Here is a 26,422-nt window from a genome sequence, read left to right as displayed (position 1 = left end):
TTCTAAAAGCAAAGCCCCTATACAGCAGGGAACAAAACTCTTGCTGCATAGAGTCTTTGCTTTTTTATGAAATTTTCATTTGCGGACAGATTCGCGAATCAAACCATTCCGAGCTTGGACAGCTCCGGCTCCCATAGCTTTGATAAAATCACGACGTTTCATGATAATGCCTCCATTTTTTCTCTAATAAATTGAGCATAGCACTTGAAGTCAACTCGAGGTCAAGCGTTTTTTCAAAAAAGTTCAGAAAAACAGGAAAAAGCATGAAAAGAACTCTTGACTTCGAGTTAGCTCAAAGTGATACCCTATGACCGTAGAATAAATCCAAAGCTTGTGAGGTGATAGAAGTAAAGAGATTTTTAATGGTTTTCTTTGTTCTAACGATAGGATTTTTCATTGTTCTGGCGGGCTGCGGCACGGAGGCAGGGAAAAGCAGTGGCGGGGCGGAAAGCTCCGGCAGCGTACAACCTTTTTTAGATGAGCAAAAATAGTTTGATTGTGTATTATTCCCATTCTGGAAACACACGTAAGCTGGCGAAGCTGATCGAGCAGGAGACCGGCGGAACGCTCTGCGAACTGCTGCCGGAAAAAGCCTATCCTGGCGACTACAACACAGTCGTGGAACAGTGTTGATGACAATATGAGGGTGCTGTGCCGGCGAATTCTTGTTGGTATAGCACCTTGTATTTTTTTAAAAAATTTTTAAAACTGATAAAAAAGCTATTGACTTTGAGCCGACTCAAGGTGATAAGCTCTATGAATAGAAACAACTGTAATTTTGCAGGGATGAAGGTGATTACCTTGAAAAAGCTGTTCGGTGTTGTTGCTGTGATGATGGTAGTTGGCGTATTCAGCTCGATTTTATGGCTGAAATGTTTTGTCTGCAGTAATTATGTGTCAGAGGAGGACTATGCCCGGATGGCACAGGAACTTGTAGATCAGTGTATAGAAAAATAATTTTTTGAGATAAAGCTGGAGGAATGCAGAAATGAAAATGAGATATATAGTACTGATGTTTGCCGTGGTTGCAGTACTTGCTTTTGCAGCGGTGGAAGCCTTGCAGAAGCCGGCTGCAGTGCCGGCGGTTTCGAAGGCGCCGCCGCCGACGGCAGCCGTATCTTCCAAGGGAGGTGACAAGGAACCGGGTATTCCGAAGACTAAAAAGGCATTGGTAGTATGATACTGTGGTAAAGCAGGGAAAACAGGAAGTCGAGTCAGGCTACAAGCCGCCGCTTAAGGCGAAGGTGGAAAATCTCGCAGCTTATGACGTTATTTTTGTTGGTACGCCGATTTGGTGGTATACGATCGCTTCCCCGGTTGCCACGTTTCTGGCTGAATCTGATCTGGCAGGCAAGACGATCATTCCATTCTGTACGCACGGCGGCTATGGGGCGGGTCATAGCCTGGAGGATATCAAAAAGCTTGCGCCCAAGTCCCGGGTATTAGATGAGCTTGTACTTGATGGAAGCAAAACGTACGCTCAAAAGGAGATTTATGCATGGCTGAGCAAGGTGGGCTTTGGCGAATAAATATTTTGGAATGAGACAGAATGGGGGATCTTAGGAAAGAAGGTGCAATATTGACAATTTCGGAAGTAAGCGAAAAATACGGCATATCTCAGGATACCCTGCGTTATTACGAACGCGTAGGGCTAATACCGCGTGTGCCGCGCAAGGCGAACGGCATTCGTGTTTACGATGAGCATAGCTGTGGCTGGGTAGAATTCATCCGCTGCATGCGCAGCGCCGGACTACCGATTGAGGTGCTCATTGAATATGTGGGGCTCTATCAACAGGGAGATGGGACCAAGGAAGTCAGAAAGCAACTTTTGCTTAATCAGCGTGACCAACTGATAGCGCGTATCAATGAAATGCAAGTAACGTTGGAGCGTTTGAACGGCAAGATTGCTCATTACGGAAGGGTAAATGAAGCAACGGAGTCTTTGAAAAAGGAAAAGTAAAATAGTTAACGCTTTTTTTTAACATAGCTCTTTATTGCAGACATGGTCAATGATTTCCTGGCTTATATTATTTCATACAAGTTATACAGTCTTAAAATAAATTTACAGTAGATGCCACCAGATTTTATGCAATCTGATGGCATTTCTTTTTATTTAAATTCTCTTAAGTTTTTTCTCAAACGGCAGATTCTTTGTACCATTATATCTATTCAGGTATTATTTCATTTAAACATCTTATGGCATTTAATGTTCTTGGATATCCTACATAGGGTAATAACTGGTTATTTTGACGGTAAGCCCGACCATTATCAAATAGTTCTGAAACGTCTTTTAAGTGCTCTACGATCTTCAGATGCTGGGGGCATGCTTTTTCACACTGTCTACATTCGATACAATCACCAGCCTTGCCATGATTTGAGGTAAGGTTTAAATAATAAACAAACTGGCTTGAAATATTATCGGTGATAGCGCGTTTTGAACTGTTATATAAGGAAAAATAATCAGGGATAGCAATCTTCTTAGGACAGCCTGCTTCAGTGCTCTCTGTTCGAAAAGGATAGATATTACATCAGTAAACAAATATCTAGACTGCGTTAATTCAAGAAGATGTTCCTGAAACAATAAAGAACATTATAATTTATTAGACCATCACGCCAATGAATGCATAGAATGCGGGTTGTGTATGAAGAACTGCCCATTCGGTGTGGATGTTATCAATAAAATGGAACAGGCTGTTAAGCTTTTTGGCAATTAAGCAATTATGCAGGTTATAGAATAAAAATGACGTAATAAATAATTGACATGAAGTTAACTCCGAATATTATAATATTGGATATCAGGAGGTGAAGCCGTTACGATTTCAGAAGTAAGTAAAAAATTTGATATTCCACAGGATACACTTCGCTATTACGATAAGGTGAGGCTGGTGTTTGGTTAGGACCAAAACGTTTGAATTGTCATTGAATGATAACGTTGATATTATCCAAGGCAGAGTAGTTTCCTTATCTGCGCTTAGTGTTTGATGTTGTGTAAGCGTTGAAAATTTATATTAGGCGAGTTAAGAAATAAAATATATCCTCTCTTTTCCGCAAGTAAAATCAAGCAATGCAATTTCCATTACTCTATAATGACTATAGAGTGGTTGAAACGAGGTGAACAGACGAATGTACGAGTGGCACAAGCAAATCCAAATAATCGTTGATGAAATTGACGAGTGTATTAAAAATCGTAACGGTGAAGCAGTAACGCTACGATTAAGGGAACATATGGTGTAACTCCAAGTGAATACCGAAAAAAGCCTATGCCTGTCGCCCTTCGTACAAAAATAAACCCTTTCGACCGCTACTTTTTCGGATTTGGAGAGATTGGTATGATGAAATCTACAGATGATGTTAAAATTTATTTTGTAACCATTCCCGCACACAAATTTTTGCACATTAAAAACTATGAGAGTAATGGGTATTGGGATTTTTGGCAAAAGCAAAGCCTTATTCCGGGACAGGACTGCGAAACAATTTGCGGCTTACTCGATAGTATCAAGGGCAAATTGGATGACGATGGTGGGAGCGAATCTAACAGTGGCAGCGGTCAGATTATGGCGTACATTAATGACCCGGACGGCAGACTCTGCGATTGGGGTATTCCACGTACAGAGTGTTATGGTGTACGTCTTCCTTTTGATTATAAAGGCGAAGTACCACCACAAATGCTTATGATTGATGTTCCCGAAGCCGAGTATATTGTTTTTGAACATGGGCCATTCGATTATGAGCAGGAAAATCGTAGTGTGGAGGAAAAGATGGAAAAGGCAATGGCAACTTTTGATTTTGCAGGCACCGGTTACTGCTTTGATACTTCCCCCGGTAGAATAATTTACTTTTCATTTAATCCGGAGCGGTTTTGGAAGTATATCAGGCCAGTACGGAAGTCATAATCAATAAAAAGCACCTGCCCAATTTGGCAGGTGCTTTACTACATATGATAACGTCCTGACACCGTTCCTTCACAGATAATGACTTCCAAGCCAGTTCTTAGTCCCTACTTGACAGCATCTTACGAACGCATCGGACTGATTCCCCATGTGAACCGCAATAAAAGCGGAATCAGGGATTATACGGAAGAAGACTGTAAGTGGGTCGAATTTATCAAATGTATGCGGGGAGCAGGCCTTCCAATTGAAGTATTGATTGAGTATGTTACGCTGTTTCAACAGGGTGATGCGACCATAAAGGTTAGAAAAGAGCTCTTGACTGAGCAACGGAAGCTTTTTATAGAAAAAATGAAAGATATGGAGAAAACACTGAAACGTCTAGATTATAAAATCGCAAATTATGAACAGGCAGTGGTTCAAACGGAAAAAGGACTAAGATCACCGACGGATTAGTATGGTTATGTCTTAGATATCTTGAGTTTTGAAAATGTTTCTTTGGGCGGGAGATTCTAGTTCTGAATCTATGAGTACCGTGCGGTTTGCCAAAGAATATTTCGGGGTAACGATGGAGTTGCCTGTAGAAATCAAATGTACTCATTTTTTAAGAAATAAAGAATGTCTTGGTGAAAAATGCCCGTTTTATGCGAAAGTTCATCGTGATCTGCTGACGGGATTTTGATGTAAGAGTAAAAAAGTTTAATTGCAAACTTATTTTAACTTGCAATTAAATAATTGCTGCTATATAATGGAATCAGGTTTAAAATACATTCGCAAAACTGGAATAGCAGTTTTGCCCTTTTTTTAGTCATATTAATTGCAAATTTATTTAAAGATGCAATTAATATATTCCGAATTTATAAAACATCATTTGCACAAAAGGAGCGTAGAAAATGAGTTATTTAGAAACGGCCCATGAACTGTATAAGGAAGCATCGCAGGCGGTACCAGAAAATCTTTGCTGTGTAGAAAGGCCTGCCCAACTTTTACCGGGACTGACAATTCCCCAAGAAATGTCGTGTATGGATTATGGCTGTGGAACGACAGTGCATTTAGGCGAGTTGTCGAGTAATGAAACCATTCTTTATGTGGGAATCGGCGGCGGTATGGAAGCGTTACAGTTTGCTTATTTTTCGCGCCGCCCTGAGGCAGTGATTGCCGTAGACCGCGTACCGGAGATGATAGAAAGGGCAAAGGCGAATTTTAAAATAGCGGAACAAGTGAATCCCTGGTTTAAATCTGAGTTTATAAAAATTGTCAGTGGTGATGCACTTAACCTGCCTTTGCCGTCAGAGTGCGTAGATGTTGCAGCGCAGAATTGTTTGTTTAATATTTTTAAGGAAAAAGATCTGCTGACTGCACTAAAAGAAATGTATCGTGTATTGAAGCCGGGGGGCAGATTATATATCTCCGATCCGATTACGACCCAGCCGATACCGGATAGCTTGCGCAATGACGAGCGACTGAGAGCGATGTGTTTATCCGGTGCGCTGTCTTTCGAAGCCTATGTGCAAAAGGTTATCGAGGCTGGCTTTGGTGAAATGCAAATACGCGCACGCCGCCCCTATCGCCTGCTTGATAAGGCAACGTACGGGGTTGATGATATTTTATTGGAAACTATAGAATTAGTCGCAGTTAAAGTGCCGGACAAAGAAATGGCGGCGGATGTTTTTATTGGGGAAACCGCTATTTACAACGGCAAGGAAGTAGCGTGCATCGATAATGTCGGACAAGTTTATAAGCGGGGAGTTCCCGTATCTGTTTCGCAAAGAATAGCAAAGCGGCTGCGCCAGCGCGAGGATTTCGTGGTTACGCCCCCGACCTATCATTATATCGGGCACAAGTCGTCCCCGGGCAGTTGTTGCTGTTGCGGATAATATTACCAAAATTGAAGGGAAGGAACAACAATGCGTGAATTTCTGGGAGAATTTTTTGGAACTTTTCTAATGGTTCTGTTCGGCTGCGGTTCAGTGGCCGTATCGGTACTGTTTAATTCCCACGCGGGACTTTTTCAGATTGCCGTGTGATTTGGGGCTTGAGTATCGGACTGGCCATCTATGCGACGCGATCACTGTCGTGTGCTCATTTTAATCCGGCAGTAACCTTGGCGATGGTGGCGAGTAAAAGAATGAAGGCAGCTAAAATTCCGGTATATATTAGCGGTCAATTTTTAGGAGCGTTGCTTGCGGGTTTTTTGCTGTATTTATTTTTTGAACCCTCCATTGCCGCCTATGAGGCAGCACATCATATTGTAAGGGGAACTGCGGAATCTATGAGCACCGGCAAAATGTTTGGAGAGTACTATCAGTTGCCAGGCGATGCGGCAATTGTTTCCATGCCGCTTGCCATGCTGGCTGAAGGATTTGGCACATTCTTATTGGTCTTAATGATTTTCTTTTTGACAGAGGGCTGTAATGTCGGGCGTCCCGATAATAATTTAGCTCCTATCTTTATTGGTTTAACGGTATCTTCCTTGATTTGTCTGATTGCGCCGTTAACACAAGCCGGTTTTAACCCCGCACGGGATCTTGCGCCACGGTTAGTTGCCTGGCTGACTGGCTGGGGGAGTTATGCCTTCCCTGATCAGAGTGGTGGATTTTTCTATGTATATGTACTTGCGCCGATAATAGGCGGTTTGGTGGCTGCAGCACTATTTAGCTATATATTGGAACCATTACTGAAAAAGGAACATAAATCCTGTGAGAGCTGTTAAAAGTACATAAACAAAAATGAAAAAGAAGATGGGGGAAATAAAATGACAACAAAATTAATTTTAGTTGGCGGCTTTCTGGGAGCCGGTAAAACAACACTGCTGGCAAAAATGGCAAGTATGGTGACAGACCAGGGGAAAAAGGTAGGCCTAATTACCAATGATCAGGCCTCTGCGTTAGTGGATACGGTACTATTAGCGCAATTAGGCGATAATAAAGACCGGGTAACGGAAGTAAGCGGCAGCTGCTTTTGTTGCAATTTCCCAGGATTTAAAAAAGCGGTGTCCCATTTAAGGGAGGAGCTTGCTGCCGACATAATTATTGCGGAACCGGTCGGCAGTTGTACCGACTTATCGGCAACAATTTTGCAGCCACTTAAGAAATATGCGGCAGACACTTTATCTATTGCACCGCTTTCGGTCCTGGTAGATCCTAAGCGCCTTAGCAATATTCTCGATAAAAAAACAGGTGATTTGCATCCGAGTGCAGCTTATATTTTGGAAAAACAGCTTGATGAAGCAGATATAATTGTCATCAATAAGATCGATTTGTTAACAGCGGAAGCGTTAGAAACCTTAAAAAATAGAACCGCTGCCCGCTGGACCAATACTTCTGTTTTTGCTATCAGTGCCCAAACAGGGATAGGCGTAAACGAATGGCTGACTGAAGTATCAACGCAGCAAAAGGCAGGAACCCGTTTGGCTGAAGTAGACTATGATGTTTATGCGGAAGGGGAAGCGGTGCTTGGTTGGCTCAATACAAGTCTGGAATTAAAAGGAAACCAAATGGATGGTGATGCATTGCTTCAGTCACTATTAAGCAATTTAGGAAACCGCTTTGATGCCGTACAGGCTTCGGTTGGACATGTAAAAGCACTTATGACAGCAAAAAATAAAATGCTTGTCGGCAATATCACCGGCAAAAAAGAGACTCTGCAACTTCGCGGGTCCGTTGGCAAAGTGGACGAAGCCAGCCTAACTGTTAATGCACGAGTGGAAATGTCGCCGGAGAAGCTAAGAACCATTGTTTTGGAGGCGATTTCTACAGTATGTAAGGATAAAATCGCCATAAAGGAAACGGCATTAAACTGCTTACAACCTGGCCGTCCGAACCCAACGTACCGTTTTGACGCTGTCGTGTAGCGTTAATGAAAAATGTCCATTTTACAGAATGTTTATCGTGATTTGTTGATGGACCTTTCAATGTGAAATAAAGGATAAACAAGATTGCAATTTAAGTTATGCTTGCAATCGATAAGACGTTGCTATATAATGGAATTGGATTTAAAGCACATCGCAAAACTGGAATCGCAGTTTTGCCATTTTTTTGATTTCGATAATTGCAAATAAAATTTATTTTGCAATTATTAAATTGTTATATGGGGAGGCCTAAAATTGCAATCTAAAAAACTAATACCGGGGATATGTCTGTTACTGTCCTTATGGCTTTTGGCAGTACCGTACTTTTTTCCACCCTGTGTTTCGCAAGTTCACGGGATGGGGCATATGGCTTGCTGGTATACATGGCGTGCGGAACCATTCAATGCAATTATGGCTGTCATTGTTAGCAGCTACCTCCTGTTAACAGCGAATTCTCAGGTAAAAAAAGCATTGGGGCTGATTCTTTGCCTCTGTGGGTTGATTGCCGCAGCACTTCCTCAGTCGTGGGCACTTGGTATGTGCGTCAAAGAAACGATGGCCTGTCATAAAACTTATCTGTATACAATGGTGGGGGCTATTCCCTTGTTTGTATTAGGCATAAGTATTTTTTATACCAATTTTCGCATTCATAAAGTGACTGATGAGGATGGAGTGGAATGACTGTATTTCAGATGATTGGCAGCAACCTTCTGCATAGAAAATTGCAAAACAGTATTCTTATTCTTATGATTGTTCTGGGTGTTGCTATTGCCTTTGCGGCATCTGCGCTTTATAAAAGTGCGGATACCGGTATGAATGAGGCGATTAAACGTATGGGTGCTGATATTGTCATTGTTCCCAATACGGCTGAAGTCGAAGGCGGCACTCTTCTTTACGGCGGTGCCCCTGTAAATGTTTATATGAATCAATCAAAATTAGATGAAATCAAAACCATTCCCGGTTTTATTTCCGTATCACCGCAGTTTTTTGTGCATACACTTTCCGGTGCTGACTGCTGCAGTATCGATATTCCGACACGTGTTATCGGGATTGATCCGGCAACAGATACTTATATTAAACCGTGGCTGCCTGAAGCCTATAACGGTAGATTACCCGAAAATAGCGTTATCCTTGGGGCCAAAAATGATTACGCAGGAGAACCGCAGATCAAGATTCTTGGGAAAATATTTGACATAGCAGCCGTTGCCGGAGAGACCGGCACATCAATAGACTATTCCATTTATATGAATATCAATACGGCTCGCCAACTGGTAAAAGATAATGATGAGTTTCGTTCTATGTGGGCTAAGTACGGACAACCTGAAAATCTTATTTCGGTTATTCTCGTCAGAGTAGAAGAAAGCGCGGATATAAATTTCATCAATGAATATCTTGCCAAAACAGGGAGCATAAAACCAATTATCGCTGTTGATGTGAAAAAAAGCATTCAGAGTCAAATGCAGCTTCTGATGCAAATCATTGGTACGTTTTGTTTTGCGATTATCGGTACGATTATCTTGCAAATATTTTCTAATTTCTATCTTTCCATGCGGCATCGCCGCAGTGAATATGGCACTTATCTTGCTCTTGGCGCATCACGCTGTAAGATTTATACGCTGGTTGTCGGAGAAGCTATATCTATTTCCGTAGTCGGCGGGTTTAGCGGCTTATTGGCCGGCATGCTCCTGTACCGTGGCTCCTGCAGCTTTCTTTCCGCTCTGCGTTCTTACCCGTTGGTTTCCCTTTCAGGCCGTGAGCTTTTCATAAGTGCGGCCATCGTCTTTATTGTTGGCGTGTTGGTTACAACCGCCGCCTCTATTTTGCCGGCATGGCAGGCGGCAAGGTTAGATCCAAGCAGTGTAATGACAAAGGGAGAATATGCTTGATGAACAAAATACGGATTGAACTCAATGCTATCCATAAATCATTTGGGAAAGCTGACATTCTCAAAGGCATTGATTTTATTGCTGCGGCAGGGACAACCACGTCTATCACCGGCAATTCCGGCGAGGGGAAAACTACCCTGCTCTCCATTATGGGGTTGCTGCAAAAGCAAACTTCCGGGAGTATCTTAATTAACGGCAAGGAGATTGCCGATACCGGCATTGCTGAGCTTTCCAGAATTCGTGCCGCGCGCTTTGGCTATCTTTTTCAAACACCGCGCCTGGTTGGTTCTTTGACTGCTCTTGAAAATATCCTTGTCTGTCCTGCCTTTGCCGGCAAAAACGATATGCGAAAAAGAGCTATTGCCCTTCTGGACACTTTTGATATGGGCAAGCGCCTGGACTATAAACCGGAACAGCTCAGTATTGGACAAATGCGTCGTGTTGCCCTTGCCAGGGCGCTTGTTATGGAACCGGATATCCTGCTGGCCGATGAGCCGACAAATGATCTTGATCCTACAGTATCGCAAATCGTCACATCTTCCCTCTTTAAAGCAGGAGAAAACGGAACTGCTGTTGTGATTGTCACGCATGACCGCTCTCTTGCTGCCAAGACGGATTGTGAATATCATTTGGCGGACGGTATTTTACATCATGTCCGCTAAAAAAGGAGGAGGTCCACATGAATAAAAAATTGATTGCTTTTTTGCTCGCATTCATAGTAACGACAGTTTTCGTCATGACTGGCTGTGGCAGCAGCCAGAAAACCGCCGCAGACCAAGACAAAAACAAGAAAACGGAACGGGTTTATAAAATTGGGTACTGGGGCGGTACCTGTGAAGCGCCCATCTTTGCCGCTTACGAAAACAAGGTTGCAGAGAAACTTGGTATCAAAGTTGAACTCGTACTTATGGGATCAAAAAATACTGCTGAAATGCTTTCTACCGGTAAAGTAGATGCTGTTCTTTCGTCCCCTGGTAGCTTCAAAGGAATTGAGCAGGGAATGGATCTTGTATTAATCGATTCCGCTCACACTGGTTGTATTCAAGCGTGTGCTCCGCTTAATTCTCCCATTAATAGTGCCGCTGATCTCAAAGGGAAAAGAGTTGGAGTAGACGCCATGGGAGGGCCATTTATGGCTTATATCAGCAATGAACTTAAACAGCATGGTATTGATCCGAAAAACGACGTTGAATGGAAGGTTTATCCGCCGCCCCAACTACAGACCGCAATGGATAAAGGAGAAATCGATTGCTTTGGCACATGGGATCCGTTTCCGCAGATTCCTGTAAATGAAGGTAAAGCAAAAATTATATGGAGCAATACAACCATGTCTCCCTACAAAAATTATACTTGCTGCTTTGTAGGTGTTAACGGCAAAGTCGTTAGAGAAGAACCGGAAGTGGCGAAAAACATTCAGGCATTTTTCAAAACCGGCGGCGAATTATGCAAAACACAACCGGATGAAGTTGCCAAGATGATGGTTGAAAAAAAATACACCGGCGGTTCGCCTGAACTGAATGCACAGCTTATCAAAGCATATCAATGGTTTTCCGATCCGGCGCGCGGGTTAAAGGACTGGAAATGGCATGTCAAAATCTTTAAAGAAGCCGGCATATTTGACGCAGCAACAAATCCGGAAGAACTGATTCAAAAATCTTATAAAATTCTGGAATAAAGTTTATATTTGGAGTAAGTGCTATGGAAACTCTAAAAAAACAATTTACAGCAAGGCCCATATTCGCAGAGCAGCTTTTAGCTTCAGGGACTAGGCAAACTTTAAAAAAACAATGCGCCTTGTGGGCGCCGGTTTTGGCACTAGTTATCACACTGGGCGTCCATATGGAAATGCCTAACCAACAACCGGTTCATGCCGACTACTATACGATGCTCATTTCTTGCCTCACGCTCGTATTCGCAGTTTGCGCTATTAGCGCAAATGTTAAGCCGAAATGGTGTGAAAAACTTTCCTATTACTCGTTGTTTATTACTGTCGTCATTCTGTTAACGCTTATCTATGAAATCATTACGTTAAAAGAAGCTTGGCTGCCATTACCGTTTTTTCCGTCGCTGGCAAAGATCTTGGAAGCGTATGTCACTGACTGGAAGGTTCTTCTAAAAAGCGTTGCCTATTCCCTGCGGCTGCTCGTTCTCGGTTACTTCATCGGTATGGCGCTGGGCATTCCCAGTGGCTTAATGATGGGATGGTACCGGAAATTCGGCTATTGGCTGAATCCTGTCGTTCGCATTATCGGACCGATCCCGGCTACCGCTTGGATTCCTGTCATACTGGTGGCTTTTCCGACCAGCTTTTCCGGCAGCGTGTTCCTTATTGCCTTATCGGTCTGGTTCCCGGTTACAGTTATGACCTGCTCGGGTGTCTGCAACATCAATAAATCCTATTTTGAAATTGCCCGTACATTGGGGGCGGATGAGCGCTATCAACTTTTAAAAATTGCCCTTCCCGGTGCGGCTCCCACCATATTTGTGGGGATGTTTATGGGCCTCGGCGGCGCTTTTGCCACCCTCATTGCCGCCGAAATGCTTGGCGTAAAAGCCGGCCTCGGCTGGTATATTAACTGGGCGCAAGGCTGGGCTGAATACTACAAACTCTATGCAGCCCTTGGCATCAGCGCGTTCATGTGTTCCGGCTGCACATCACTCCTGTTCAAAGTGCGTGACCGGGTTTTGATCTGGCAGAAAGGAACGGTAAAGTGGTAGAAGCAAAACAAGCATCCGGCGTACATGGGGAAATTTCCATCCGCAATGTTTCCAAAACATTTATTGACGCAAAAAACACCGAAGTAAAGGCTCTCCAGAATATCAATCTTGAAATCAAAGCCGGTGAATTGATTACGATCATCGGCCCCAGCGGCTGTGGCAAATCCACACTCTTGCGGCTGGTTTCGGGACTCGAAAACCCAAACGGCGGCGAACTGTACATCGACGGCGAACGTATCACCGGGCCCCATTTTACACGCGGTTTTGCCTTTCAAAATCCAACGCTGTTTCCGTGGAAGGATGTATGGCACAATGTCGCTACCGGTCTTGAAGCACGCGGTATTCTTAAAGAACATGCCGCCGATGTTGACGAATATATCGAGCTTGTGGGCTTGACTCCGTTCAAAAATGCTTTTCCCCATCAACTTTCCGGCGGGATGGCGCAACGTGTAGCACTTGCGCGTGCCCTTGTAAATCATCCGAAAGCTTTGCTTTTGGATGAACCGCTGGGCGCGCTTGATGCCTTGACCCGCATGAGCATGCAGGATGAGATTTTACGCATTTGGAACGAACGGAAAATGACGCTGCTTTTTGTTACCCATGACATTGATGAAGCCATTTATCTTGGAGACCGTGTGGTTATTATGTCGGCAAATCCCGGACAATTTCAAAGGATCATTGCTATTGATATCCCCAAGCCGCGCCGCAGAAATGACGATATCTTTTTTCGCTACAAAAAAATCATGCTGGATGCGCTGGGCGTAAGCATAGATTAAATGCTTTTGCTTTTGAAAAACAGGCCTATTTTTATAAAATTTGATGGGGTGGGTTCTATATGAATCAAGAGGTTGAACAAATTCTCAATCAAGCGATTGACGGTACAAAAATCACCAGTGACGAACTGCTGCTTTTGTTGCAGCAAGACCCGGAATCCCGTGAGGCATTTGCTATTTGGCAGGCAGCCCGGAAGATCGCTATGGAATCTTCCGGCGGGATGGCGGAAGTCCATGCCCAAGTCGGTGTAAATGCGGGGCCTTGCTCAAAAAATTGCCAGTTTTGTTCATTTGCTCCGGTCAACAATGTATTTCCTGAAGAAAAGCGTTATTCTACCGCAGAAATTGTTGAACGCGCTTTGCGTTTTGAAACAGATGGCGCCAATGCGATCTATCTCATGATTACAGCGGACTATCCGTTTGAGCTCTTTCTCGAAGTTTCCCGGGCAGTTCGCAAGAGACTTAAACCAGAATCAATCCTGGTTGCTAATGTAGGTGATTTTGGCGATGCGGAAGCAAAACAATTAAAAGAAGCCGGGTATGCCGGTATTTATCATGTATGGCGCATGGGAGAAGGGGAAACAACCGGAATCGATCCGGCGATTCGCCAAGAAACCATGCTAGCAGCTAAACGCAATGGTCTCAAAGTCGGAACTTGCATTGAACCTTGCGGTCCGGAACATCCTCTGACCGAAATTGTAAACCGAGCCGTATTTCTCCGTGATGAAATTAAACCAGTTCATACCGGCTGCGGCCGCCGACTTCCCATTCCGACATCACCGCTTAATAGTTTGGGCATTCTGGATAAGCTGGCACAGGCCCTTCGCATGGCGGCAACCCGCGTATTTTTCGGCTATGAAATTCCCTGGCATGCCGGTGATCATTCTATTCTTGGCGGTGTAACCGGCTGCAACCTTTCCTGGGCCGAATCCGGTTCTAATCCGCGTGACACCAAAGCCGATACCATCATCGGTGCGACTGTGGCAGAACGCAGGGATGCCTTTGAAGAAACCGGGTGGAAAGTGGTTAAGGGTCCGTCTGTCATGTTTGCCGGTAAATAAATTTATTGCTCGGTGTTAGTTAAGACTAGTGGAGGAGCACATATTAATCAAAATTAAACACTTATAATTGCAAACTGTTTTATACTTGCAGCTATAAGCGCGCTGCTATATACTGAAATAGTAGTGTGAAATATATGGCAGAACTGTAACATCGGCAGTTTTGCCATATATTTTAGATTTAAGAATTGCAATTTTTAAAAATTTAGCAATTGATATTTTAGTAAATTGGATAAAGTTTTGTCTAAAACTAAATGAAAGGAAGTTCTTTATGGAAGAACAGTCAAAAAAATTTGATCTATATGGCTATATTACAGCGCAATGCCTGCAGTATTTCCGGGAATCTTTGGTTAAGACTCCGTTGGCGATGGCCGAAAGTCTGATGAAACATTCGGAATTCAACATGCATTGTCAGGAGCACCATTATCTGGTGCCGGCAGTACTGCTCACGGCAGCCTGCCGGATACAGGGGCGGCCAGCCGATGATCTGGCGAAACTCCTGGAAAAAGCCCAAAGCCGTTCCCAAAATGTGCTGGGAAAATTTTGTGGTTTGTATGGCGCCTGCGGTGCGGCAATCGGCATTGGTATCTATGCCAGTGTACTGACCGATACCACGCCTTATTCGGTGGAGACCTGGTCCCTAGTTAACCTCGGTACGGCTGAAAGTCTGCTGGAAATGGCTAAAATAAACGGGCCGCGCTGCTGCAAACGCAATACATATTTAGCGCTGCAATATGCCTCAGCTTTCAGCCGGGAACACCTGGGAGTTAATTTGGCGGATTGTGATACGATTCAGTGTCGGCACAGTTCGCGCAATAAAGAATGCAAGCGCAGACAATGTCCGTTTTATTGCGAAAGCGAGTAAAGGAGGACTATGAATGTCAAGAGTGGCGATAAAAGTTCCGGAACTGGCTAGCAAAGTCACCGGAAAATATGCTTGTGAGTGTGAAAAAATACCGCTGGATATGCAGGAGAAGGAAGGCCTGATCTTTTGGCTGGCGGAGCTTGATGATTGGGTGGAAGAGGGGGAACCCATCTGTGAGGGGGAAGTCCAAAAAACCACGATTCAAATATCCGCCCCCTGTTCCGGAATGATCGAGAAAATTTGCTTGGAAGACGGTGATACCTTTAAATTTGGGGATATTTTAGGTTATATCGAAACAGAATGTTAGAGCATTTTCAGGAGGATAAATGAATTCAAATCTAATTAAGAAAACCGAGGCTCAATGTATGGCCGAGCATGCACCGTCTTGCCAGGCGGCTTGTCCGTTGCACTTGCCGGTGCGTATGCTGATAAACCTTATCAAAAAAGATGATTTTGACGGGGCGGCCGAGTTATTTCAAAAGTATAGCTATTTTCCCCGGCTTGTGGCCAAAGCTTGTTCGGCCCCCTGCGAGAATGCCTGTCAAAGAAAAGAACTTGACGAGGGCGTTGCGATTAACTTGTTGGAAAAGGCTGTTGCGGCTAACGCGACATTCTCTGTGCCACGGATTGTTCCTGAAATGCAAATCAGAAAGAAAATTGCGCTTATCGGCGGAGGAATGGGCGCGTTGGCTGCTGCCTGGGCTTTATACGAAAAAGGTTTTGCCCTTACTATTTTTGAAAAGACCGGGAATTTAGGTGGCAGGGCTTGTACGGCAGCGAATGTCAGTGCTGAAGATATAGCCGTGGATTTAGCCCCGCTTACGGCGCTGCCTATTGAATTCCGGTTTCATACCGAAATAGGCGGGGATATTTCTATGGCACAGATCCTGGAGGAGTATGACGGTGTCTATCTGAGCGGGGACAAAACTTTAAGCGACACTCGTATTGACCGAAAAACATTGCAGACCGCTAATCCCAAGGTTTTTGCGGGTGGCAGCATGTTAAGGGAAGACGGGCCTTACTCGATCGTCCAGTCTATTGCCGACGGTCGCAGGGCAGCTGTTTCCCTGGACAGATATTTGAAAAATAAATCGTTTACGGCGGCCCGCTATGGAGAAGGATATTATCAAAGTCAACTGAAAGTCTCACTGCAGGGTATGGGGAAAAAAGCTCGCGCAGTGAAAAGTACATATACCAGAGACGAGTGTTTAACAGAAGCTGAGCGCTGTCTGGACTGCCATTGTACGAGCTGTATCCGAGAGTGCAAGCTGGCGGAACGTTTTGGTAAATTTACAAAATCCTATATCAAAGAGATTGCCGATACCGCGCCTGTTATGGGAGGCGGTACAGATAAAAAGGAAGAAACAGACTGTACGTTGTGCGGCTTGTGCAAGGATATTTGCCCGAATGCCCTGCCGCTGTCCGGCGGGGAGAAGGCAGTGGGAAAGGTTGAAACATCGAATATTGATCTTCCGGTTCGGGATATGCTTTTTTCCAATAGCGATGAATTCAGCTTGTGCCGCCACCGGTCAGGCCTGGAAGAAAGCAGGTATCTGTTTTTTCCGGGTTGCCAAATGGCTGCCACCATGCCGGAATATATCGGGCCGGCTTATCGGTATTTGCAGGACAAGCTGGATAGTGTCGGGATATTTTTGGGCTGCTGCGGCGCTCCGGCTGAGTGGGCAGGTCAGTCAAAGCTTTTTGAGAAAACCATGTCCGAACTTTTGACGAAATGGTCACGGATGGGCAAACCGATCATGATCGTAGGCTGTACAACCTGCTATCAACAGTTTAAAGCGGCTGAGCCGTTAATGCGGGTGAAACTTCTTTGGGAGGTTTTTGCCGAATACGGTTTGCCTCAGGCCGAAAGAGAACCACATACGGTAGCTGTACACGACAGCTGTACGGTCCGCTATGAAAAAGAAATTCAAGATGCTGTACGCCGGATTTTGCAGGAAGCCGGCTATCAAGTCGAGGAACTGGCATATAGCCGGGAAAAGACCAAATGCTGTGGTTACAGCGGGTTAGTTTTCTGTGAGAATAAGGAGGCCGCCTTGAAGGCAGTTGCGGAAAGAATCAGTGAAAGTCCCTTGGATTATGTGGCTTACTGTACCGTTTGCCGCAATTATTTTGTTAGCGCCGGCAAACCGACTTACCATATTTTTGATGTAATTTTCGGCCAAGATACGCCGGAAACAGCCTGCCGGCCCGCGCCAGGCTTAAGACAGCAGGAGGAGAATCGCCGGATTTTGAAAAGGGATTTACTCCAAGAATTTTATCAGGATGGCCGGGAGCAAGGGGATGGGCCTCGGCTTTTCATCAGTCCGCAGGTACGCCGCCTGCTGGAAGAACGGCTGATTGACGAGGGCAATATCGAAAAGGTTATTCGCTATGCCGAAGAGCATAATCGGAAGCTGCTCCGTCCGGCGGACAACCATTTTGTTGCCGGTTTTAAGCCGGGTATTATTACCTATTGGGTGGAATACGCACCCAAAGACGAGGGTTACGAAATCTATAACGCTTATAGCCACCGCATCAGCATGGAGGAAGATTAAATGGCAAATTTTCAATTGGAGATTAAAAACAGTGAACGGATCCGGTGTGTGTCCTGCGATGTTGAATTGGAGCCTTTACCGATAACGCTGAGCTACCTGAAGAGTGCGTTTCCGGTGAAAATCCTGAGCTGTCCGCTGTGCGGTCAAAGCTATATTTCTGAGAGCCTGGCTTTAGGCAAGATGCTGGAAGCGGAAACGGCTTTGGAGGAGAAATAGAGATGAAAGACAGCGGGACACAAGAACATAACATAGAGGAAAACACCAGTATCTTATATGAAAATGAAGAATTTCAGCAATACACGGAGGAAGCCTTACGCCCCGGCGGACTGGAACTGACCAGAAAGGCAGTGGAAATTGCTGGCTTCCCGGTTGGCAGCCGTCTGCTGGATATCGGCTGCGGCTGCGGCAAAACAGCAGAGTTTTTGGCTGTGGAGTGTGGAATGGAGGCTTTGGGCATCGATATATCCGAAGAACTAATTGCTAAGGCCAAAGCCCGTAACAGTGCTCTGAATGTCCAAGTGGGAAGTGTTTACGATCTGCCCTACGGGAATGATTCCATTGATGGCGTGTTGACGGAATGCGTTTTTACCTTGTTTGAGGATAAACCGCTGGCTCTTAATCAAATTAGGCGTGTCCTGGTTCCTGAGGGCAAACTGATTATTAGCGATCTGTATATCCGGGAAAACGCCCAGGCCTTTGCCCGTTTGCCTATGGTTACCTGCATCAACGGCATTACCAGTCAGGATGTGGTCTGCCAGGAAGTGGCGGGTGCTGGTTTCAAGTTGAAGGAATGGCACGACGAGACCCCTGTCTATAAGGGATTTCTGGCTGGCCTGATTATGAATTACGGTTCGATGTCCGCTTTTTGGGAAAGTCTCGTAGGCTCTTGCGACAAAGCGTGTACGATACAAAATAATATTAAGAAGGTCAAGATCGGCTATTATTTATCTGTATGGGAAAAAGAGTAGGTGGTGAGAATGATGCATGAAGACAATGAAGTAAGGGAGCGAAAACCCAAAAGGAAAGTCATTCGGGAAACAGCCAGTGTATGTCCGGTTTGTCTGGAACGTATTCCGGCCCAAAAGACCGCTTATGGCGATACTATTTACCTGGAAAAAACCTGCCCGGAGCACGGCGATTTCAAAAGCCTGGTATGGGAGGGCAAACCTCGCTATCAAGCCTGGCTGCGGCAGGCGGACAACACCAAACCGGTGATTTGTGATACCGAGGTGGAAAGGGGTTGTCCTTATGACTGCGGTATGTGTCCACAGCATGAGCAGCAGGCCTGCTGTGTCCTGATCGAGCTTACCCAGCGCTGCAACCAAAACTGCAAATTTTGCTTCGCGGATGCCGGGCACAAGCTGGCGGAAATGAATCTGGAGGAAATAAGCGCGCTATACGACTTTTTGCTGGAACGCAGTCCCGGGCGGCCGTTCAATATCCAGCTTTCGGGCGGAGAACCGACCTTAAGGGAAGATTTGGCGGAGATTATCCGGCTGGGCAAAGCAAAAGGCTTTCCTTATATTCAGGTCAACAGCAACGGCAAGCTGTTGGCAGCGGATCCGGCTTATGCCCAAAAGCTGGCAGCGGCCGGACTTGACTGTGTTTTTTTACAGTTTGACGGGACTAACGATGAAATTTACCGGGAGATCCGCTCCGAGGCACTTATAGACATAAAAAAACAAGCGATCAGGAATTGCGGGCAAGCCGGTATCGGGGTCGTTTTGGTCGTTACGGTCGTTCCAGGCATCAATGACGGGGAGATTGGCTCTATCGTCGATTTTCTGCTGGACAACCAGCCGGCAGTGCGTGGCATCCATTTCCAGCCAGTCAGCTATTTCGGACGTTTTCCGGCGGAACCTACCGATGCGATGCGTTATACTATCCCCAGGCTTTTGCGGGATCTGGAAGATCAAACCCAAGGCCGGCTTCGGACCGGTAATTTTATTCCGCTGTTGACGGGGCATTCCCTTTGCTCTTTTCATGGTAATTTTCTGGTTATGTCTGACGGACAGATTTCTGCCATTTCCACTCCACCGGAAAAAAAATGCTGTTCCTGTCAGCAGGATGCTATTATCGGCGCTCGCAAATATTTAGGAAGCAAATGGGGCAAAAGGGCGGAAAGCACCGCATGCGACAGCGGCAACGACAGCAGTGACGGTGACGCTGTCGACGAGTGGGATCTGTTTATCAAGCAGGTCCATGAAAAGGGCTTCAGCATTACGGCTATGGCGTTCCAGGATGTCTGGAATATCGATTTGGAGCGGCTGCAAAAATGCCGGGTTCATGTGGCCACCCCCACCCACAAATTAATTCCTTTCTGTGCTTACAATCTGACGGATAAAGAAGGAAGAAATTTGTATGGACGGTATTGCTAAAGAACTTACCCCACTGGAGGGTTGGATAGCGCAAAAAATTGACGTGGACAAACTTAGTCTTCCTGCCCTCAGGGACTATCAAAACCGGGTTTTGCTGACGAGGCTCAATTACGTAAAGGAACGTTCCGCTTTTTATCGTGAATTGTATAAGGATGTTTGCGTAAGTGAAATTCGATGCTTGGCAGATTGGGAAAAGCTGCCGCTGATCAGGGACAGGGATTTACGGGAGCATGGCTCTCGTATGCTGTGTGTTGGGCAGGAGGATATCCACCGGATTGTTACCTTGGATAGCAGCGGAACGACTGGCGCCCCGAAACGGATCTTTTTTTCCCGGTCCGACCAGGAGTTGACCGTGGATTTTTTTGCTAACGGTATGACGACCATGACCAAGAGCGGTGACAAAGTGTTGATCCTGCTCCCCTGTGTACGTCCGGGCGGGGTAGGGGATTTACTGGCCCGAAGTCTGGGACGTTTTGGCGCGTTGGCTCTGAAATACGGACCGGTTGATGACTGTCAAAAGGTTATTGGGCTGATGTTAAAAGAAAAGCCCCAAGTTGTCGTAGCCAATCCGGTGCAGATGCTGCTTGTAGCTTACTGGTACCGAAACAGCATTAAGCAGGGGACTACGCCTATTGAACTGCAGGCCATTCTGTTAAGTACGGACTATATCGCCGACAGTATAAAAGAACGCTTGACGGAGATATTCCAATGCCGGGTTCACGAGCATTACGGAATGACGGAAATGGGGCTGGGCGGCGGTGTGTCCTGCAGTGCGCTAAGGGGTTACCACCTGCGGGAAGCGGACATATATTGGGAAGTGGTGGATCAAAGCGGTAAATCCCTGCCGGTTGGGGAGTACGGGGAAATTGTCTTTACAACGCTGACCCGGGATGCGATGCCGCTGATCCGCTATGCTACCGGCGATAAAGGCAGGTTTCTTAAGGAACCCTGCTCTTGCGGCAGTGTTCTGCCATGCCTGGACAAGGTCAAAGGGCGCTTGGACAGTCCGCTTGATCTTCCGGCTCTGGATGAGATAGTTTTTGCTTTTGACGGGGTTTTGGATTATCAAGGCACATTAAAGGATAATATTTTGCTGCTGACTGTCTACTGTTTGGAACCCGGGCATAAGTGGCAGGCAGCGGACATCGAAAAGGTCTTGCCTTACAGGGCGAAGCTGGAGGTTCAATACGGCATTAGGCCCTATATGTATCAATTGAAGAAGCGGCAAATCAGTTTGATTTGAAGAGAGTTAATGAGATTGGGTGACATTATCAACTTCCTTTATGATTCTAATTTTTGCGGAGATGATGGGAGCTTCGGCAGGTCTTGGTTATTTTATTAAGTTATACGCAGAATATGCCAACTATACCAATGTTGTGGCAGGTATTATTATGGTTGGGCTTGTTATTACAATTTTGAATAAAGGTGTAAATATCTTGGAAAAAATGTTGTCAAATGGAGATGAAACATGATGAAAGATGTGCTGCATGGTAATTTTTGCAGCCTGTTTGAAAAGTGGTAAATGTTATGATAGAAGAAATTATTTATATCGAAAGCGATCAAACAAACCCCTATTATAATTTAGCACTGGAAGAATATTTGCTTTTCAATGTGAAGAAAAAGCAGTGTATATTGTATCTCTGGCAAAATTCAAATACGGTTGTAATTGGAAGAAACCAAAATTGCTGGAAGGAATGCAGCATAGACCAACTGCAAGCGAATGGAGGACATTTGGCAAGAAGGGTATCAGGAGGTGGTGCGGTTTTCCATGATGAGGGAAATTTAAATTTTTCATTTTTAGTGAAACAAAATGACTATTCTCTTGATAAGCAAATAAATGTTATTTTGCTGGCATTGCAAAAACTTGGACTTAACGCAGCGAAATCCGGGCGTAATGATCTTACTATTGGGGGAAAAAAAATCTCAGGAAATGCATTTTACGAAAAGAATGAACGCTGTTTGCACCATGGGACTTTGATGGTAAATGTAGATATCCGGAAGGTGTCCCAATATTTGCATGTATCGAATGAAAAGTTACAATCCAATGGCGTTAATTCGATAAGATCAAGGGTTGCTAATTTGGTAAATTTTTGTGAAGAGACTCTATCTGTTACCAGCTTAAAAGAAAAACTGGTAGAGGCTTTTGGTGAAACATACAGATTGACACCATTGAAACTGGGCATGGAACAGATTGATCACATTGATTTACAAAAATCGATTGATAAATTTTCCTCCTGGGAATGGATATTTGGAAGAAAAATCAATTTCAAGTATGAAATTTCCAAAAGGTTTGCCTGGGGTGAAGTTGTTTTTCAGTTTAATGTGAGCAGTGGAAAAATCGTAACAGTAGGAGTCTATTCTGACGCTATGAATTCGGATTTGATCGCAGCGATACCTGCGGTTTTGAAAGGGTGCATTTTTGAAAAAAACAATATTTGCGCTGCACTTTCTCAAGTACCTGCCCAGAATAGGGACGAGAAAAAAATAATGCGAGATATAGGTCAGATGATAGGAGCGCAAGAGTTTTAATTTAATCGCAATTAAATAATACTATAATAAAAACCACACGTCAGCACGCTGGACATGTGGTTTTTAAACTTATATTAATCCAGACTGCCTTGGCAACTGCTGCCTGCCCCGGCAGTACAACAATAGCAATGATCGTCTGCCAATACTTCACACAGTAACTCATCAGGCGTGAAATCGGCAATTGTTTTCGGTGAGCCAATGCGCATGCCAAGCGCCTGGTTGAAATCACAGTCATAAACGGCACCATTCCAGCCGATGTTGACTTGTGATACGCACATAACTTTCTTAAGGTTGTCCCTGTTAAAATTATCAACGAGGACATTCATATAGGCATCAAATTCGCCGCTTTTTTTCAGATCTTCCTTAAAACGGCCGCATGGTGCATTGGTGATAGTGAAAAGATGATTAAATTCAATCCCATAATTGTTTTTTAGCTGCTCCTTATAGGCGGCTTGCAATACCGCTTGCGGCCCCGGTAAGAAGGCGCCGCCCGGATTATACACAAGATCAAGGATGAGTCCGGTTTTTTCTTTTCCATAGCCAATACTGTTCAATAATTTCAATACACTGATATTGCTGTTAAATACGCCATCGCCTCTTTGGGCATTGACATTTTCTTCGCCATAGCAAGGTAATGAGCCGACAAGTTCAATTTTATTCGCTTTAAACAAATCAAGCAAATGCTTATACTTATCTGTGGTTAAAAGGGTCATATTAGTTCTGACCAAAATGCGTTTTACCGTACTGATTTTACGTAGTTCTTCGATCAGCAGCGGCAGATGAGGATTCATCTCTGGCGAACCCCCGGTAATATCGATAGTAGCTGCTTTTGCCTCGCCGATAAACTTAAGACACGCTTGCATGGTTTCGGCACTCATTTGTTCTGTGCGGTTAGGACCTGCCTGCACGTGGCAATGCTTGCATGTCAAATTGCAAACATAGCCGATATTCACTTGCACAATATCAATTTTGTTTCTGACTAATTTTTCTCCCGTTTCCTTGATGCTTTCACAAAATGTTTTCATGTATATCCCCCGTTCCCTATTAAGTAATTGCTATTTCCAATGATATAATATTTTTTTATTAATTGCAAGATATTTTTGATTTGCAATAATAAAGATAAAAACATTCAATTGCAAGTTGCTTTATACTTGCAATTGAATGCGCGCTGTTATATAATAGCAATGTGGTCTAAAACACTTGGCAGGACTGCAGTATTGCAGTTTTGCCCTATATTTTTGGCTTATCGATTGCAAACAAATTTATATCTGCAATTGATATTGCTATATATTGCGTTTGGGGTGAGGAAAGTGGCAATTTTTTTGAGGCGGGTTAAAGCGGACATCGATGTTGAAAACTTGGCATCTGCTGTTGTTCATCCCGAGGGACGCGCCGCCAGGTTCAGGCGTTTGATAAGAATTGGCGATGCAATCGGGTACAGTGATTCCCTTACACAACTTCAGCAGAAAATATTGAGTACAGCCATTTCCGTTATTTATTCTTCCGGCGATTTTGGCGCTGCGCGGACGGTATGCAAAATCCATATCAATCAATTTTTGGAACTCTGTAATATAAAACAAGATAACATGCATCATAAGCTGCTAGGTGAAATTGAAAAGGTAGCTTCCAAAGGGATATGGCTATATGAAAAAAGACATAAAAGGTTAATTCGGACACAATGGTTTCAAACGATCGGGTACGCAGACGGAGAAATTACATTTCAATTTACTAGTAAAATTCTGGAGCTGGTCGCCGCTATAGAACCTAACGATGTCGATAGGCTGTTAATCAAAGGAATTCAATATAGAGGGAAATATACGCGAGCCATTTTTGAAATCATTAGCTCTTCGAATGCGAAAGGAGTGACTGAGTACAGCATTTCTGAATTAATGAGACTTTTATCTTTGGAGCATACGCGCTATTCCTATGGACAGCTTAAGCTTCGGGTTCTGGAACCTTCACTGCAAGAAATTTATGATATCGATGATTCCATATTCGTTCAGTTTGGGCCAACCTTCTCAGGGCGAAGAGTGGAAGAAGTATGGTTTAAAGTAACGACCGGGGAAGAAGCCCGGAAATTGCGAGAAAAAGAGCCAAAATTTAAGTTTGCCTCTCCAAAGGAAAAACCGATCGAACAGCCTATGGCTTGATTCCTAGGATCTTGTGCTGATAGCCGAACCGAAAAACATATGAGAGGAGGTACAACGACTTTTAAGAAAGGTTTTGCTACCGGCATTTAGATAAGGCTTATATACTATATATTCCGCCTTAAAGAATACTGCAGGCGCAGGTGGGCGGTGCATTGACAACGCTCCACCACTGGCGTTTGACTTCCGCTTTTGCCAACACACCACCCGCCTGCACAAATCTTTAACACGTTGTATATAGCTCTTATAATTTATCTTATGATAAAAGAAACCAGCTAGAATGCAACAAAATAGGAGGCAGACTATGAATAAAAAAATAGCAATGGCACTGACCCTGAGCATTGCGCTGGGAATTGCGGGAACCACTTTTGCCGCTAGACCGTTTGCCGATGTGCCGGCGAACCACTGGGCCTACGATGCTGTGGCCAGTCTGGCGAAAGCTGGCATCGTTGATGGTTATGGCGATGGAACCTTCCGGGGCGACCACATTATGACCCGTTATGAAATGGCGATGATTGTGGGTAAAGCAATGGAAAAGGCCGAAAAGGCTGATGGGCAGCAAAAAGAACTTATTAAAAAATTATCGACAGAGTTTTCCGGTGAACTGCAAAATCTCGGGGTTAAAGTTGATAGCGTAAAAACGAAAGTTGACAAACTGCCGCAGTTTTCCGGTGAAATAAAAGACCGCTACCGCAACGGGGATATAACCAATCCGGCAGGCGTTAAACAAGGCACCTGGATTCAGCACAAACAGATTTTGGCCTTTGATGTGAACGGCAAAATCAATGACGACTGGAAGTATGTGTTTGAACTGCGCAACGACAACAAAACCAACCAAGGCGCCTATGCCGGTTACCTTGGCAACGATGAAAGCACTTCAAACTATGGCAGCTATATTCGGGTTGCCAATGTTCAAGGTCCAATCGGTTGTTTCAACGTCACTTTGGGCCGGCAAGACTATACACTGGCCACTGGATTTATTAATGGCGCTTCCACCTTGCAAGGGGCAAAAATAAGCTATGGCAACACCGTTAAGGTAAACCTGGTTTATGGCCGCGATTTCCGCAGCGGCAAGATTTTTTCATCAGATAAAAAGCAGTCTTTCCTGGCTACTAGCGACGAATTTTGGGACAGTACATCCGAAGGCAGCACAATTGTCACCGGCGGCGACGTCAGCATTCCGGTAGGCCCCGGCACATTGAAGGCTACATATTTTCAAACAAAGAACAACGACATTCATGTATCTACCAAGCGTTGGGAAGCCGGGTATGTAGTTCCCTTTGCGCATGACTATATTTTCACTGGCGCTTATGCCAAATCGGATGCCAGTGACTACAATAAAGGCTATATGCTACAAGTCAGCTATAAGGGCGCCGATCTGAATAAACCCGGCAGCTATGGTGCCTGGGCCCACTATCTCAAAGCCGATCCCTCGGTAATTTGGGATAGTTTTAGCGGTGTCGCTGACTGGACCTATGCCGCCTCAGGGTCGAAAGGTTATGAAATAGGGTTTGCGTATGTCCCGGCTAAAAACATTAAATGGGATTTTTATTATGATGATATTAAAGCCACCGTTCCCGGCGACAAATCAAAGACTAAGTTTTATCAGACCCAGCTGCATTTCTTTTTTTAATTGACTTGAACCGGTATGTGCTCATCCTTTAAGAGGATAGGCGGCGTACTTATGCCTGGCCTTGGTCACCCACGCCACAATTACTTGTCGAATTGACGAGATTGATGAAATTGTTGAAAAGTCCTAGGTAGGAATACTTAGTT

At 44.6% G+C, this 26,422-nt stretch carries 32 protein-coding genes and 2 pseudogenes; 32 read left to right on the top strand and 2 right to left on the bottom strand.

Annotation, left to right across the window (positions count from 1 at the left end):
• Positions 1–477 precede the first annotated feature (477 nt).
• The 5 genes from BLR65_RS29750 (at position 478) to BLR65_RS11160 (ending at position 1,960) form a co-directional block, all read left to right on the top strand.
• A complete protein-coding gene (locus BLR65_RS29750; RefSeq protein WP_176772732.1) occupies positions 478–633 on the top strand; it encodes a flavodoxin family protein in 156 nt (51 codons plus the stop codon).
• Positions 634–756: 123 nt separating this feature from the next.
• Positions 757–957: a hypothetical protein gene (locus tag BLR65_RS11175; protein WP_093794266.1), complete on the top strand. Its 201-nt coding sequence runs from the start codon at positions 757–759 to the stop codon at positions 955–957.
• A gap of 31 nt (positions 958–988) precedes the next feature.
• Positions 989–1,180: a hypothetical protein gene (locus tag BLR65_RS11170; RefSeq protein ID WP_093794265.1), complete on the top strand. Its 192-nt coding sequence runs from the start codon at positions 989–991 to the stop codon at positions 1,178–1,180.
• A gap of 4 nt (positions 1,181–1,184) precedes the next feature.
• Positions 1,185–1,529: a flavodoxin gene (locus tag BLR65_RS11165; protein ID WP_093794264.1), complete on the top strand. Its 345-nt coding sequence runs from the start codon at positions 1,185–1,187 to the stop codon at positions 1,527–1,529.
• 50 nt (positions 1,530–1,579) lie between these two features.
• Complete coding sequence (locus tag BLR65_RS11160; protein WP_093794296.1) at positions 1,580–1,960, top strand: MerR family transcriptional regulator; 381 nt, start codon at positions 1,580–1,582, stop codon at positions 1,958–1,960.
• Between the two features lie 205 nt (positions 1,961–2,165).
• On the opposite strand, the gene BLR65_RS31800 is transcribed toward BLR65_RS11160, so the two are convergent.
• Complete coding sequence (locus BLR65_RS31800; protein WP_425441016.1) at positions 2,166–2,414, bottom strand: 4Fe-4S dicluster domain-containing protein; 249 nt, start codon at positions 2,412–2,414, stop codon at positions 2,166–2,168.
• A gap of 195 nt (positions 2,415–2,609) precedes the next feature.
• On the opposite strand from BLR65_RS31800, the pseudogene BLR65_RS31795 reads away from it, so the two are divergent.
• The 25 genes and pseudogenes from BLR65_RS31795 to lplA all read left to right on the top strand — a co-directional run.
• Positions 2,610–2,714, top strand: a pseudogene (locus BLR65_RS31795) (4Fe-4S binding protein); the annotation flags it as partial.
• A 78-nt stretch (positions 2,715–2,792) separates the two neighbouring features.
• On the top strand, positions 2,793–2,897 hold the full coding sequence (locus tag BLR65_RS31790; protein ID WP_143122558.1) for a MerR family DNA-binding transcriptional regulator: 105 nt from the start codon (positions 2,793–2,795) through the stop codon (positions 2,895–2,897).
• A 226-nt stretch (positions 2,898–3,123) separates the two neighbouring features.
• Positions 3,124–3,893, top strand: a pseudogene (locus BLR65_RS11145) (AraC family transcriptional regulator).
• Between the two features lie 108 nt (positions 3,894–4,001).
• Positions 4,002–4,343, top strand: a complete 342-nt coding sequence (locus BLR65_RS11140) for a MerR family transcriptional regulator (protein ID WP_281241524.1) — start codon at positions 4,002–4,004, stop codon at positions 4,341–4,343.
• A 70-nt stretch (positions 4,344–4,413) separates the two neighbouring features.
• A complete protein-coding gene (locus BLR65_RS29745) occupies positions 4,414–4,569 on the top strand; it encodes a DUF5714 domain-containing protein (RefSeq protein WP_176772731.1) in 156 nt (51 codons plus the stop codon).
• Positions 4,570–4,780: 211 nt separating this feature from the next.
• Positions 4,781–5,764 (top strand): arsenosugar biosynthesis arsenite methyltransferase ArsM, encoded by a 984-nt coding sequence (gene arsM / locus BLR65_RS11135; protein ID WP_093794262.1) that lies wholly within the window; start codon positions 4,781–4,783, stop codon positions 5,762–5,764.
• 30 nt (positions 5,765–5,794) lie between these two features.
• Entirely contained in the window at positions 5,795–5,914 is a 120-nt protein-coding gene (locus BLR65_RS31390) for an aquaporin (protein WP_211285066.1), read from the top strand.
• Positions 5,911–6,600 (top strand): MIP/aquaporin family protein, encoded by a 690-nt coding sequence (locus BLR65_RS11130; protein WP_218130632.1) that lies wholly within the window; start codon positions 5,911–5,913, stop codon positions 6,598–6,600. Before BLR65_RS31390 ends, BLR65_RS11130 begins: the two co-directional genes overlap by 4 nt.
• Before the next feature lie 42 nt (positions 6,601–6,642).
• Complete coding sequence (locus BLR65_RS11125) at positions 6,643–7,740, top strand: GTP-binding protein (RefSeq protein ID WP_093794261.1); 1,098 nt, start codon at positions 6,643–6,645, stop codon at positions 7,738–7,740.
• Positions 7,741–7,992: 252 nt separating this feature from the next.
• Complete coding sequence (locus BLR65_RS11120; RefSeq protein ID WP_169716734.1) at positions 7,993–8,418, top strand: DUF4418 family protein; 426 nt, start codon at positions 7,993–7,995, stop codon at positions 8,416–8,418.
• Positions 8,415–9,623, top strand: a complete 1,209-nt coding sequence (locus tag BLR65_RS11115) for an ABC transporter permease (RefSeq protein ID WP_093794259.1) — start codon at positions 8,415–8,417, stop codon at positions 9,621–9,623. The genes BLR65_RS11120 and BLR65_RS11115 overlap by 4 nt, the downstream gene beginning before the upstream one ends.
• Positions 9,623–10,285 (top strand): ABC transporter ATP-binding protein, encoded by a 663-nt coding sequence (locus BLR65_RS11110; RefSeq protein ID WP_169716733.1) that lies wholly within the window; start codon positions 9,623–9,625, stop codon positions 10,283–10,285. Before BLR65_RS11115 ends, BLR65_RS11110 begins: the two co-directional genes overlap by 1 nt.
• 17 nt (positions 10,286–10,302) lie before the next feature.
• A complete protein-coding gene (locus BLR65_RS11105) occupies positions 10,303–11,298 on the top strand; it encodes an ABC transporter substrate-binding protein (protein WP_093794257.1) in 996 nt (331 codons plus the stop codon).
• A gap of 23 nt (positions 11,299–11,321) precedes the next feature.
• Entirely contained in the window at positions 11,322–12,341 is a 1,020-nt protein-coding gene (locus BLR65_RS11100; RefSeq protein WP_093794256.1) for an ABC transporter permease, read from the top strand.
• On the top strand, positions 12,335–13,117 hold the full coding sequence (locus tag BLR65_RS11095; RefSeq protein WP_093794255.1) for an ABC transporter ATP-binding protein: 783 nt from the start codon (positions 12,335–12,337) through the stop codon (positions 13,115–13,117). Before BLR65_RS11100 ends, BLR65_RS11095 begins: the two co-directional genes overlap by 7 nt.
• 59 nt (positions 13,118–13,176) lie before the next feature.
• A complete protein-coding gene (locus BLR65_RS11090; RefSeq protein WP_093794254.1) occupies positions 13,177–14,175 on the top strand; it encodes a radical SAM family protein in 999 nt (332 codons plus the stop codon).
• 268 nt (positions 14,176–14,443) lie between these two features.
• Positions 14,444–15,037 (top strand): DUF5714 domain-containing protein, encoded by a 594-nt coding sequence (locus tag BLR65_RS11085; protein ID WP_093794253.1) that lies wholly within the window; start codon positions 14,444–14,446, stop codon positions 15,035–15,037.
• A gap of 13 nt (positions 15,038–15,050) precedes the next feature.
• The gene (locus tag BLR65_RS11080) at positions 15,051–15,344 is read left to right on the top strand and encodes a biotin/lipoyl-containing protein (RefSeq protein WP_093794252.1); all 294 of its coding nucleotides are present in this window, start codon (positions 15,051–15,053) and stop codon (positions 15,342–15,344) included.
• Positions 15,345–15,363: 19 nt separating this feature from the next.
• Positions 15,364–17,592 (top strand): pyridine nucleotide-disulfide oxidoreductase/dicluster-binding protein, encoded by a 2,229-nt coding sequence (locus BLR65_RS11075; RefSeq protein WP_093794251.1) that lies wholly within the window; start codon positions 15,364–15,366, stop codon positions 17,590–17,592.
• Positions 17,593–17,808, top strand: coding sequence for a DVU_1557 family redox protein (locus tag BLR65_RS11070; RefSeq protein WP_093794250.1), 216 nt, complete (start codon positions 17,593–17,595; stop codon positions 17,806–17,808). It abuts the gene before it with no gap.
• 2 nt (positions 17,809–17,810) lie between these two features.
• On the top strand, positions 17,811–18,560 hold the full coding sequence (gene trsM, locus BLR65_RS11065) for a DVU_1556 family methyltransferase (RefSeq protein WP_093794249.1): 750 nt from the start codon (positions 17,811–17,813) through the stop codon (positions 18,558–18,560).
• A 9-nt stretch (positions 18,561–18,569) separates the two neighbouring features.
• A complete protein-coding gene (gene trsS, locus BLR65_RS11060; RefSeq protein ID WP_245692700.1) occupies positions 18,570–19,970 on the top strand; it encodes a radical SAM (seleno)protein TrsS in 1,401 nt (466 codons plus the stop codon).
• Positions 19,954–21,213, top strand: coding sequence for a DVU_1553 family AMP-dependent CoA ligase (locus tag BLR65_RS11055; protein WP_093794247.1), 1,260 nt, complete (start codon positions 19,954–19,956; stop codon positions 21,211–21,213). The genes trsS and BLR65_RS11055 overlap by 17 nt, the downstream gene beginning before the upstream one ends.
• Before the next feature lie 40 nt (positions 21,214–21,253).
• Positions 21,254–21,442: a hypothetical protein gene (locus BLR65_RS11050; RefSeq protein ID WP_093794246.1), complete on the top strand. Its 189-nt coding sequence runs from the start codon at positions 21,254–21,256 to the stop codon at positions 21,440–21,442.
• Between the two features lie 55 nt (positions 21,443–21,497).
• Positions 21,498–22,499, top strand: coding sequence for a lipoate--protein ligase (gene lplA / locus BLR65_RS11045; RefSeq protein WP_093794245.1), 1,002 nt, complete (start codon positions 21,498–21,500; stop codon positions 22,497–22,499).
• A 74-nt stretch (positions 22,500–22,573) separates the two neighbouring features.
• On the opposite strand, the gene arsS is transcribed toward lplA, so the two are convergent.
• Positions 22,574–23,524 carry an arsenosugar biosynthesis radical SAM (seleno)protein ArsS gene (gene arsS, locus BLR65_RS11040; RefSeq protein ID WP_093794244.1) on the bottom strand — a complete coding sequence of 317 codons (951 nt, stop codon included), beginning with the start codon at positions 23,522–23,524 and terminating at the stop codon, positions 22,574–22,576.
• Between the two features lie 285 nt (positions 23,525–23,809).
• On the opposite strand from arsS, the gene BLR65_RS11035 reads away from it, so the two are divergent.
• Positions 23,810–24,649, top strand: coding sequence for a replication initiation protein (locus BLR65_RS11035; RefSeq protein WP_169716732.1), 840 nt, complete (start codon positions 23,810–23,812; stop codon positions 24,647–24,649).
• A 301-nt stretch (positions 24,650–24,950) separates the two neighbouring features.
• Complete coding sequence (locus BLR65_RS11030) at positions 24,951–26,279, top strand: S-layer homology domain-containing protein (RefSeq protein ID WP_169716731.1); 1,329 nt, start codon at positions 24,951–24,953, stop codon at positions 26,277–26,279.
• Positions 26,280–26,422: the final 143 nt, after the last annotated feature.

This window comes from Sporomusa acidovorans (assembly GCF_900101845.1).
In the GTDB taxonomy this organism is placed as follows: domain Bacteria; phylum Bacillota; class Negativicutes; order Sporomusales; family Sporomusaceae; genus Sporomusa; species Sporomusa acidovorans.
Note: the sequence above shows the minus strand (reverse complement) of the source record. Positions and strands in the feature narration are given on the sequence as shown.

What these genes read in the sequence shown, in the direction of transcription:
- BLR65_RS29750 (WP_176772732.1), top strand. Translation starts at nt 478, where the DNA reads ATGAGCAAAAATAGTTTGATTGTGTATTATTCCCATTCTGGAAACACA.
- BLR65_RS11175 (WP_093794266.1), top strand. Translation starts at nt 757, where the DNA reads ATGAATAGAAACAACTGTAATTTTGCAGGGATGAAGGTGATTACCTTG.
- BLR65_RS11170 (WP_093794265.1), top strand. Translation starts at nt 989, where the DNA reads ATGAAAATGAGATATATAGTACTGATGTTTGCCGTGGTTGCAGTACTT.
- BLR65_RS29745 (WP_176772731.1), top strand. Translation starts at nt 4,414, where the DNA reads ATGAGTACCGTGCGGTTTGCCAAAGAATATTTCGGGGTAACGATGGAG.
- arsM (WP_093794262.1), top strand. Translation starts at nt 4,781, where the DNA reads ATGAGTTATTTAGAAACGGCCCATGAACTGTATAAGGAAGCATCGCAG.
- BLR65_RS31390 (WP_211285066.1), top strand. Translation starts at nt 5,795, where the DNA reads ATGCGTGAATTTCTGGGAGAATTTTTTGGAACTTTTCTAATGGTTCTG.
- BLR65_RS11125 (WP_093794261.1), top strand. Translation starts at nt 6,643, where the DNA reads ATGACAACAAAATTAATTTTAGTTGGCGGCTTTCTGGGAGCCGGTAAA.
- BLR65_RS11115 (WP_093794259.1), top strand. Translation starts at nt 8,415, where the DNA reads ATGACTGTATTTCAGATGATTGGCAGCAACCTTCTGCATAGAAAATTG.
- BLR65_RS11110 (WP_169716733.1), top strand. Translation starts at nt 9,623, where the DNA reads ATGAACAAAATACGGATTGAACTCAATGCTATCCATAAATCATTTGGG.
- BLR65_RS11105 (WP_093794257.1), top strand. Translation starts at nt 10,303, where the DNA reads ATGAATAAAAAATTGATTGCTTTTTTGCTCGCATTCATAGTAACGACA.
- BLR65_RS11100 (WP_093794256.1), top strand. Translation starts at nt 11,322, where the DNA reads ATGGAAACTCTAAAAAAACAATTTACAGCAAGGCCCATATTCGCAGAG.
- BLR65_RS11090 (WP_093794254.1), top strand. Translation starts at nt 13,177, where the DNA reads ATGAATCAAGAGGTTGAACAAATTCTCAATCAAGCGATTGACGGTACA.
- BLR65_RS11085 (WP_093794253.1), top strand. Translation starts at nt 14,444, where the DNA reads ATGGAAGAACAGTCAAAAAAATTTGATCTATATGGCTATATTACAGCG.
- BLR65_RS11080 (WP_093794252.1), top strand. Translation starts at nt 15,051, where the DNA reads ATGTCAAGAGTGGCGATAAAAGTTCCGGAACTGGCTAGCAAAGTCACC.
- BLR65_RS11075 (WP_093794251.1), top strand. Translation starts at nt 15,364, where the DNA reads ATGAATTCAAATCTAATTAAGAAAACCGAGGCTCAATGTATGGCCGAG.
- BLR65_RS11070 (WP_093794250.1), top strand. Translation starts at nt 17,593, where the DNA reads ATGGCAAATTTTCAATTGGAGATTAAAAACAGTGAACGGATCCGGTGT.
- trsM (WP_093794249.1), top strand. Translation starts at nt 17,811, where the DNA reads ATGAAAGACAGCGGGACACAAGAACATAACATAGAGGAAAACACCAGT.
- trsS (WP_245692700.1), top strand. Translation starts at nt 18,570, where the DNA reads ATGATGCATGAAGACAATGAAGTAAGGGAGCGAAAACCCAAAAGGAAA.
- BLR65_RS11055 (WP_093794247.1), top strand. Translation starts at nt 19,954, where the DNA reads ATGGACGGTATTGCTAAAGAACTTACCCCACTGGAGGGTTGGATAGCG.
- BLR65_RS11050 (WP_093794246.1), top strand. Translation starts at nt 21,254, where the DNA reads ATGATTCTAATTTTTGCGGAGATGATGGGAGCTTCGGCAGGTCTTGGT.
- lplA (WP_093794245.1), top strand. Translation starts at nt 21,498, where the DNA reads ATGATAGAAGAAATTATTTATATCGAAAGCGATCAAACAAACCCCTAT.
- arsS (WP_093794244.1), bottom strand. Translation starts at nt 23,524, where the DNA reads ATGAAAACATTTTGTGAAAGCATCAAGGAAACGGGAGAAAAATTAGTC.
- BLR65_RS11030 (WP_169716731.1), top strand. Translation starts at nt 24,951, where the DNA reads ATGAATAAAAAAATAGCAATGGCACTGACCCTGAGCATTGCGCTGGGA.